Origin of the sequence: Massilia glaciei, from assembly GCF_003011895.2 — a bacterium.
Taxonomy (GTDB): Bacteria; Pseudomonadota; Gammaproteobacteria; order Burkholderiales; family Burkholderiaceae_D; genus Telluria_A; species Telluria_A glaciei.
This window is the reverse complement of sequence record NZ_PXWF02000108.1, coordinates 1-7,652: the sequence shown is the minus strand read 5'-3', so window position 1 is coordinate 7,652 and position 7,652 is coordinate 1. Positions and strand designations below refer to the sequence as shown.

8 protein-coding genes and 1 pseudogene are annotated in these 7,652 nt (G+C 68.7%); 2 read left to right on the top strand and 7 right to left on the bottom strand.

The features are described 5' to 3' along the window. Positions 1-17 precede the first annotated feature (17 nt). Both C7C56_RS08030 and C7C56_RS08025 read right to left on the bottom strand, forming a co-directional pair. Positions 18-917, bottom strand: coding sequence for an alpha/beta hydrolase family protein (locus tag C7C56_RS08030; protein WP_106756921.1), 900 nt, complete (start codon positions 915-917; stop codon positions 18-20). Continuing rightward, positions 914-1,516, bottom strand: a complete 603-nt coding sequence (locus tag C7C56_RS08025) for a TetR/AcrR family transcriptional regulator (protein WP_106756920.1) — start codon at positions 1,514-1,516, stop codon at positions 914-916. Before C7C56_RS08025 ends, C7C56_RS08030 begins: the two co-directional genes overlap by 4 nt. A gap of 125 nt (positions 1,517-1,641) precedes the next feature. On the opposite strand from C7C56_RS08025, the gene C7C56_RS08020 reads away from it, so the two are divergent. After that, positions 1,642-2,280, top strand: a complete 639-nt coding sequence (locus tag C7C56_RS08020) for a class I SAM-dependent rRNA methyltransferase (RefSeq protein WP_106756924.1) — start codon at positions 1,642-1,644, stop codon at positions 2,278-2,280. A gap of 114 nt (positions 2,281-2,394) precedes the next feature. Next, complete coding sequence (locus C7C56_RS08015) at positions 2,395-3,576, top strand: type IV pilus twitching motility protein PilT (protein ID WP_106756918.1); 1,182 nt, start codon at positions 2,395-2,397, stop codon at positions 3,574-3,576. Positions 3,577-3,585: 9 nt separating this feature from the next. Here C7C56_RS08015 and C7C56_RS08010 read toward each other — a convergent pair whose 3' ends face one another. The 5 genes and pseudogenes from C7C56_RS08010 to C7C56_RS07990 all read right to left on the bottom strand — a co-directional run bounded on the left by C7C56_RS08010 (position 3,586) and on the right by C7C56_RS07990 (position 7,542). Continuing rightward, positions 3,586-4,872, bottom strand: a complete 1,287-nt coding sequence (locus C7C56_RS08010; RefSeq protein ID WP_106756922.1) for a c-type cytochrome — start codon at positions 4,870-4,872, stop codon at positions 3,586-3,588. Positions 4,873-4,877: 5 nt separating this feature from the next. Further along, positions 4,878-5,600, bottom strand: coding sequence for a c-type cytochrome (locus tag C7C56_RS08005; RefSeq protein ID WP_370660186.1), 723 nt, complete (start codon positions 5,598-5,600; stop codon positions 4,878-4,880). A gap of 186 nt (positions 5,601-5,786) precedes the next feature. Next, positions 5,787-6,024: pseudogene (locus tag C7C56_RS30665) on the bottom strand (type II toxin-antitoxin system Phd/YefM family antitoxin). Positions 6,025-6,169: 145 nt separating this feature from the next. Continuing rightward, positions 6,170-6,973 (bottom strand): hypothetical protein, encoded by an 804-nt coding sequence (locus tag C7C56_RS07995; protein ID WP_106756916.1) that lies wholly within the window; start codon positions 6,971-6,973, stop codon positions 6,170-6,172. Continuing rightward, the gene (locus C7C56_RS07990; RefSeq protein ID WP_106756915.1) at positions 6,970-7,542 is read right to left on the bottom strand and encodes a DUF1697 domain-containing protein; all 573 of its coding nucleotides are present in this window, start codon (positions 7,540-7,542) and stop codon (positions 6,970-6,972) included. The genes C7C56_RS07995 and C7C56_RS07990 overlap by 4 nt, the downstream gene beginning before the upstream one ends. Positions 7,543-7,652: the final 110 nt, after the last annotated feature.

Here is a 7,652-nt window from a genome sequence, read left to right as displayed (position 1 = left end):
CGCCACCGGCGCCGCGCCTACCCGGCGGCGGCCGCCGCCGGCGCCCGGCCGTGCTGGCCCAGCCAGTCGAGCGCGCCCTGCCACAAGGGGTGGCAATCGGCCTTGAAGTAACCCATATGCCCGATCGGGCCCATGCCGGCCGCGCGCGGGTCGATGTCGGTGGCCTGCCAGGCGGCGTTGCGGTAGCCGGCCATGAAGGCGTCGCGCGAGCGCGGGCGCGCCCACAGGTCGTCGAGCGCGTTGCAGGCCATGATCGGGCTGCGCACCGCGTCGAAGCCGGCCGCCAGATGCGCCATGCGCGGGTCGTCGAAAAAATAGCGCGGGTAGCGGCACCAGCGCTTCCACTGGTGGTAGACGTCGAGCGGCAGGTCCTCGCCCATGCCCAGCCAGTTCCACGCCATGTAGCCCTTGGCGCGCACGATCAGCGGGCCGACCACGCGCCACAGCAGCAGCACGCGCAGCCGCTCGGCCGGCGGCATCCAGCCGTGCCAGCCGGCGCCGGTGGCGAAGGTGTACAGGGCGGCCACCTTGTGGTGGTTCGGCAGCAGCCCGAACGCGTGCCCGCCGTACGAATGGCCGACCACGTACAGCGGCACGCCGGGCGCGCTCATGGCCTCGACCGCGGCGGCCAGGTCCTGCCGGCCCCAGTCGAGGTAGTCCATGCGGAAGCCCTTGAGCGTGGCCGGTTTGGACAGGCCGATGCCGCGGTAGTCGAGCGTCATGACGGCGTAGCCCTGGGCGGCGGCGAAGTCGGCGAAGCGGCGGTAAAAGCCCTGCGGCACGCCGGTGGCGCCGGCCACCACGATGTGGCCGCGCGGCGCGCCGGCGGGGGCGTAGCGCAGCGCGGCGATCGGGTAGCCGTCGGCGGCGGTCAGGGCCACGGCTACGGGCCGGTTCGGCTGGTTCAGCGGGTTCATTTTGTTGCTCCTTTGAGGGCGCCGCTGTTGAGGACGCAGAGAAGGGCGTCGCGCACCAGCGACATCGGTTCGGGGTTGCCGGCCACGCGCGCCTGCAGCAGGCCGCCCTCGTAGGCGGCCACCAGCAGGGCGGCCATGGCCCGCGCGCCGGCCTCGGCGTAGCCGGCGCGCACCAGGGCGGCGGCGATGCGCGCGCGCAGCGTGGCGAAGCCGTCCGCCAGCGCCGCCCGGATCGCCGTGTCGGCGGCGGTGGTCTCGAGCGCGATGGTCGCCAGCGGGCAGCCGCGCTCGTAATTGCTGGCGTCGAGCTTTTGCTGGGCGCCGCCGACCCAGGCCATGAGCGCCGCGCCCGGGTCCTTGGCGTCGCCGGGGGCGGCGTCGAGGGCCTGGTCGAGGCTGTGGCACAGGCGCGCCACGGTCGCCCCGATGGCGGTCACGGCCAGTTCGGTTTTGCCGCCGGGGAAGTGGTGGTACATCACGCCCTTGGGCGCGCCGGCCGCCGCCAGCAGCTCGGTCAGGCCGCTGCCGTGCAGCCCGCGCCGTTGCAGGGCGTCGACCATGGCGCCGACCAGGCGCGTTCTCGCATCGGTGGTTTTCATGGTTCCCATGTTATAGACCGATCGGTCTAGCGGCAAGTGGGCGGCGCGCGATTAGATGTGGCGCTCTAAACCGGGGGCGGGGCGGTATCATGTGCGCTGCCCCGCACAACATCTACTGGAATTTCATGCTGATCATCACCATCAAACAGGGCAAGGAAAAAAGCCTGCTCGCCGGCGAACCCTGGATCTACGCCTCGGCCATCGAGCGCGTCGACGGCAAGCCGAACGAGAAAATGAAGGCCGGCGGCACCGCCGTGGTGCAGTCGTCCTCGACCAGATTCCTGGCGCGCGCGGCCTACAACGCGAAGTCGCAGATCCGGGCCCGGGTCTGGACCTTCGACGAGGCCGAGCCGATCGACCATGCGCTGATCAAGCGGCGCGTCCAGGCGGCGCTGGCCAGGAGCGCGCAAAAGGCGGGCAGCGCGCGGCGCGACCAATTGGTGCGGCTGGTCGACGCCGAGGCCGACGGCCTGCCGGGCCTGCTCGTCGACGGCTTCGGCGGCAGGGACGGCTACCTGGTGTGCGAATTCAACGCCGCCGGGGTCGACGCCTGGAAGGTGGCGATCGTGCAGGCGCTGTTGGCCGGCACCGGCTGCAAGAACGTCTACGAGCGCGCCGACGACCTGGTGCGCAAGGGCGAGGGCCTGCCGGTGGTGTTCGGCGCGCTGGCCGGCGAGGAGCCGCCCGACGAGGTGGTGCTGAGCGAGAACGGCGTGCGCGTCGCGCTCGACCTCAAAACGAACGAAAGGTTCCCGTTGCGCTGAGAGGCGCGCTGTTGCGCGGCGCGTTTTTATTTCAGCCATGCAATTAATCCGGCGGCGATGGTCTTATAATTGGCGGCACGTTTTGAGCCACCGATCAACCGAGAACGCCGCCAGATGGAAAACCACGAGTCCTCCCAAATCCGCACCCTGAGCTACATCGAGAACGAGGACCACCCGGTCTTCGGCACGCTGGTCGAACAGATCCTGCACCTGCTCAACTCGCGCCTGATCTTCAGCGACATCATCATCCACCAGAACAGCCCGTTGATGCTGCGCCAGCCCAGGGGCCTGGTCGCGGTGTCGGACTCGCCCATCACCAAGGAGGAGCTCGAGGAGTTCTTCGAGGTCATCGAACCGAACTGGGCCGACCGGATCGCCGAGCGCGCCTTCGACCGCTCGATCGACCTGCACACGGCGCGCATCCGCGCCAACTGTTTCACCTTCCAGGGCAAGAAGCGGCTCGGCTGCGTGATCCGCCGCTTCCCGAGGGAGCCGCTGGCGCTGGCCGGCCTGGGCCTGCACCAGGACGAGTTCGAGTTCCCCAATTTCACGAGCGGCCTGGTGCTCATCATCGGCGACACCTGCCAGGGCAAGTCGACCACGATCGCCTCGATGATCGACCAGATCAACAAGCAGCGCTCGGGCCACATCATCACCATCGAGGACCCGGTCGAGACCCTGATCCCGCAGCGCAAATGCATCATCACGCAGCGCGAGGTGGGCTTCGACGGCGACGTCGACAGCTACTACCTGGGCGCGCTCGACGCCCTGCGCGAGCGCCCCGACGTGATCGTCATCGGCGAGATCCGCGACGCCCAGACCGCGCTCGAGGCGCTGGCGCTGGCCGAATCGGGCCCGCTCGTGTTCGCCTCGCTGCACGCGCGCTCGACCGAGCTGGGCCTGCAAAAGCTGCTGCGCCTGCTGGGCAACAGCGGGGCCCAGTCGCAGGCGCTGGCGCACGCGCTGCGCGGGGTGCTGTGCCAGGCGCTGCTGCCTTCGCTCGAGGGCGACCGCTACCACCTCGCGACCGAGTGCCTGACCAACGGGCCGGCCGCGGTGCGCATGCTCGAGGCCGGCGACGTGGGCGGGATCCGCGCGCACATGAACGCGTCGGGCGAGCCCGGCTGCCACACGATGAACGCGTCGCTCCAGCAACTGCTGGCCGACGACAAGATCGGCATCGAGGACGCGCGCAACGCCACCACCGACCGGCTCGGCTTCGCCGACATGGTGCTCGGCGGCGCGGTCGACCGGCGCGGCCTGATCAACCGCTCGCAGCGGCGCGCGCAGGGCTGATCTTGCCGATCAGTCGAGCGGCACCGCGCGGTGGCGGTTGACCTCCTCGGCGCCGACCGGGGCGCCGTCGTTGCCCCAGCTGTTGCGCAGGTAGCTGACCACGGCGGCGACCTGCTCGTCGCCCAGCACGTGCGCGTACGGCGGCATGCCGTAGGGGCGCGGGTTGCCGGCGGTCGAAGGCGCGAAGCCGCCGTTGAGCACGATGCGCACCGCGTTGACCGGTGAATCCATGGTCAGCGCGCGGTTGCCCGCCAGCGGCGGGTAGTGCGGCGGCAGGCCCTTGCCGTCGGCCCCGTGGCAATCGATGCAATGGGTTTGGTATAGTTTGGCGCCGCGCGCCAGCAAACGCTCGACACGGGGGCCGCGCGGCGCCGCGCGCCCGGGCGCCGGTGCCGGCGAGGGCGTGGCCGGCAATGCCTTCAGGTACACCGCCATCGCCTCGGCGTCGGGCCCGGACAGGTGTTGCAGGCTGCGCTGCACGACCTCGGCCATCGGCCCGAACACGGTCGCGCGCGGCGACACGCCGGTGCGCAGCAGGCTCACGATCTCGGGCACGGTCCAGCCGCCCAGGCCGGCCTCGGCGTCCGAGGTCAGCGAGGGCGCGTACCAGCCGAGCACAGGAATGAGGCCGCCCGAGAGGCCGCCGTCGCTCGCGCCGAGCTGGTTGCGGCTGCTGTGGCAGGCGCTGCAATGGCCCAGGCCCTCGACCAGGTAGGCACCGCGGTTCCACTGCGCGCTCTGGTTCGCGCTGGCCTCGAACACGGCCGGCTTGAAGTACAGCAGGCGCCAGCCGGCGAGCATGAATTGCTGGTTGTACGGAAAGCGCAGCGCGTGCGGCACGTTGGCAATGGGCTGGGCAGGCACGCTGCGCATGAAGGCGAACAGGGCGTCGGTGTCGTCGCGCGTGACCTTGGTGTAGTGGGTGTACGGAAAGGCGGGGTAGAGCAGGCGGCCGTCGCGCGATTTGCCGTTGTGCAGCGCGTTCCAGAAGTCGTCCGCGCTCCAGTTGCCGATGCCGTGGGTCGGATCGGGCGTGATGTTGGGCGCGGCCACCTGGCCGAACGGGGTGGCCAGCATGCGCCCGCCCGCGTACGGGGCGCCGCCGCGCACCGTGTGGCAGGCCATGCAGTCGCCGGCCTTGGCCAGGTAGTCGCCGCGCGCGATGTTGGCGGCGCTTGGCGCGAAGGCGGCGGCCGAGGAGGACGGGACGAAATGCGCGCGCGGCCACATCGCGATGCAGGCGAGCACGATCAGCGCGGCCAGGGCCGCCAGCGCGGTGAGAATTTTTTTCTTCATGGCCATCAGTCGGGGGAGCTGCCGCAGGCGCTCGGCAAGGGCCGCGCGATGGCGGTGGCGGGGTGGGTGTCGGCCGGTGGCGTTTGCACCGCGAGCCAGCGCGAGACGGCGTCGATGTCGGCCGCGCTCATGCGCGCGGCGATGTCGGCCATGCAATCGGGCGCGTGCGCGCGGCGCGTCTTGTTGCGCCAGGCGCCGAGCTGGGCGTTGACGTAGTCGCGCGGCAGGCCGAGCAGTCCGGGGATCGCGGGCGCGACGCCGGTCAGTTTTTCGCCGTGGCAGGCGATGCAGGCGGGCACCTTGAGCGCGGCGTCGCCCCGGGTGGCGAGCACGCGGCCGCGTTCGAATACGGCCGGCGCGCTATCGGCGTGCTGGGGCGCCGGCGGCGCGATGTGCTGCTGCGAAAAATGCAAGGCGATCTCGCGCAGGTAGTCGTCCGACAGGTGCTGGACCATATAGCTCATGAGTGGATACTGGCGCCGGCCCTCGCGGAAATTGACAAGTTGATTGTAGAGGTAGTCGGCCGGCTTGCCCGCGATGCGCGGAAAGAAGGCGTCGTCGCCCTTGGGCTTGGGCGCGTGGCAGGCGGTGCAGGCGAGCACGCGCTGCGCCATGGTGTCGGGCAGGACGGCGGGGCGCTGGGCTTGCGCGTGCGGGGCGCCCAGCGCGCAGGCGAGCGCGAGCGCGGCCAGGCGGACGGCGCTTGCCATGTTGGAGGTGAGGGACATGGATAAATTTCGCTTCTATTTTTGAACACGGAGCAAAGCATAGCGCGTTCGGAAAAATATTTCATACAGTCAACGCGAGGGAGCCGTATCCGGTCGATTGCTTGTCAGCAGCCCGCAGAAGCAAAGGTTCTGCCTCGGTTCGTCCGTTACCACCCCTAGGATATGTGTGCCTAAAAAGCGGAGCCATCAATGCCCCTCAAAAATCCCTATCACGTCATCGGATAAGGGCGCATCGAAGTCGCCGCTCAATCGAATTTTGCCCTTTAACTCACCAAAACGCGGCGTGATTTTTCGCTTTCCGATCGGATCCCAAACGCGCGGCCGGCTTGCCTGCCTTGGCAATAATGATTTCTTCGCCACTTGCAGCGGCGTCGACCAATTTCGAAAAATTGGTTTTCGCCTCATGAATATTTACCGTTCTCATGGCCGCTCCTGATCGACTTGGTCCATCGTAGTCCGCCACGGTGCCAAGATCAAGACGACGCCAGGAAAGGGCGCCGGCGGACGGTGCGCATCGCGCTCGGTAGGAATACGTGCTGGCGAAGTCGAACCAGAAATCGATCTCCATTTCATTTCCCCATGGCAGGCGCGGCGGCAGCGGCATTCCTTTGGCGCAGCGCGAGCAATACTTTGACAAGCAACTGGACGACCAGTGCGCACGCGAGCGCCACCGAGAACGCGAACGCGATCGACTGGCGTTGCAGCAGCAGCGAGACGAGCACGCAAAACGTGGCGAACGCGAAATAGCCGTAGATCATGCCTCGCAGCAGCGCCACGGCGAACGCGCGTCCCGAGCGGTGGTGCGAGAAACCGACCAGCACCGTGCTCATCACGGGAAACATCGCGAGGAAACCGCTCAGGCGCGCGCCGAGGCGGCTCGCCGAATAGGTCACGAACAACACCAGCATGGCGGCGGCGAGCATGCGCCAGGGCAGATCGCCCGGACCCGCCTTCGCCGGCGCGGCCGCGGCGACGGGGGGCGCGAACAGTAGCGGCGTGAGCAGCAGGGCGGCGATCACGAGGGCGAAGCAGGCGAGGATGTCGAGTTCCACGGCCTGCAGCGCGGCAAGGGCCACGCCATACACGGCCAGCGCGCAGGCCATCGACCCGGGCACTTGGAACCGGGCCGACGCCCAGACATAACCCAGGGTAAAGACCATGATGGCGAGCACGGCGAGCAGGGTGCCGTGGGCGGCGTGCGCGGCGAACTGCGCGCCTTGCTCGAGCGCGAGCGTCAACAGAATCGGGCCGGCCACGATCGGGAAGGCCGACAGCCAACCCGCCACCGCCGGGCCCCAGCGGCGTCCGGCCAATGTGACGCCGAGAATGAGCAAGGGGACCAGGAACAGTTTGAGGAGGAGGACCGCGCTCATGCCGGGTTTTTTCCTTCAGTCGTGGCCGCTTGAAGTTTGAGCACGGTGGCCCAGTTGCGCGTTGTGATGGCGGCCCCCGCCGCGCGCGTGAACGCCTGCGCGAGCGCCGACGCCAGGATGCCCCCGGCGCACCAGAGGTAGGCGGTTTTGTCACCGAAGGCGAGCGCGTCGGGTGTCCAGGATTGCGCCAGCAGTTCTCGCGCCTTGACCAGCGGCGCCTCGGCCGCGGCGAACGCGACGAGGTACTGGGACGGCGTGGCCGCCGCCTCCGGGAACGGGTTTTCGGCGATGGCGGTGTGCAGTTCCCGGGCGGTGATGACGATGACCGGGACCGGGAACTTGAAGTGGCTTTCGATGGCTTTCTCGATCGCGGCGGCCGCCTCGGCGCTGTTGGTGCGCGCGGCGTTGAACACGACGTTGCCGCTGTTGAGGACGGTTGAGACCGCGGTGTGGCCGAGTTCTTCCATGAGTGCGCGCAGTTCAAGCATGGCGACGCGTTTTGCCTTGCCGACGTTGATGCCGCGAAGAAGTGCGATGTACTGGGTCATGTGCGCAGACGGTAATGCCAATCAAGTTTGCTACTTTAGCAGTAATTGGCTGATTGGCAAGACCGGCTGGTGTTTGGCGGCGGCAGGAATCGTGATGAACAACTAGGTAGTGCCTGAACGGAAACCCCCTG

What these genes read in the sequence shown, in the direction of transcription:
- C7C56_RS08030 (WP_106756921.1), bottom strand. Translation starts at nt 917, where the DNA reads ATGAACCCGCTGAACCAGCCGAACCGGCCCGTAGCCGTGGCCCTGACC.
- C7C56_RS08025 (WP_106756920.1), bottom strand. Translation starts at nt 1,516, where the DNA reads ATGAAAACCACCGATGCGAGAACGCGCCTGGTCGGCGCCATGGTCGAC.
- C7C56_RS07995 (WP_106756916.1), bottom strand. Translation starts at nt 6,973, where the DNA reads ATGAGCGCGGTCCTCCTCCTCAAACTGTTCCTGGTCCCCTTGCTCATT.
- C7C56_RS08020 (WP_106756924.1), top strand. Translation starts at nt 1,642, where the DNA reads ATGCTGATCATCACCATCAAACAGGGCAAGGAAAAAAGCCTGCTCGCC.
- C7C56_RS08015 (WP_106756918.1), top strand. Translation starts at nt 2,395, where the DNA reads ATGGAAAACCACGAGTCCTCCCAAATCCGCACCCTGAGCTACATCGAG.
- C7C56_RS08005 (WP_370660186.1), bottom strand. Translation starts at nt 5,600, where the DNA reads ATGTCCCTCACCTCCAACATGGCAAGCGCCGTCCGCCTGGCCGCGCTC.
- C7C56_RS08010 (WP_106756922.1), bottom strand. Translation starts at nt 4,872, where the DNA reads ATGAAGAAAAAAATTCTCACCGCGCTGGCGGCCCTGGCCGCGCTGATC.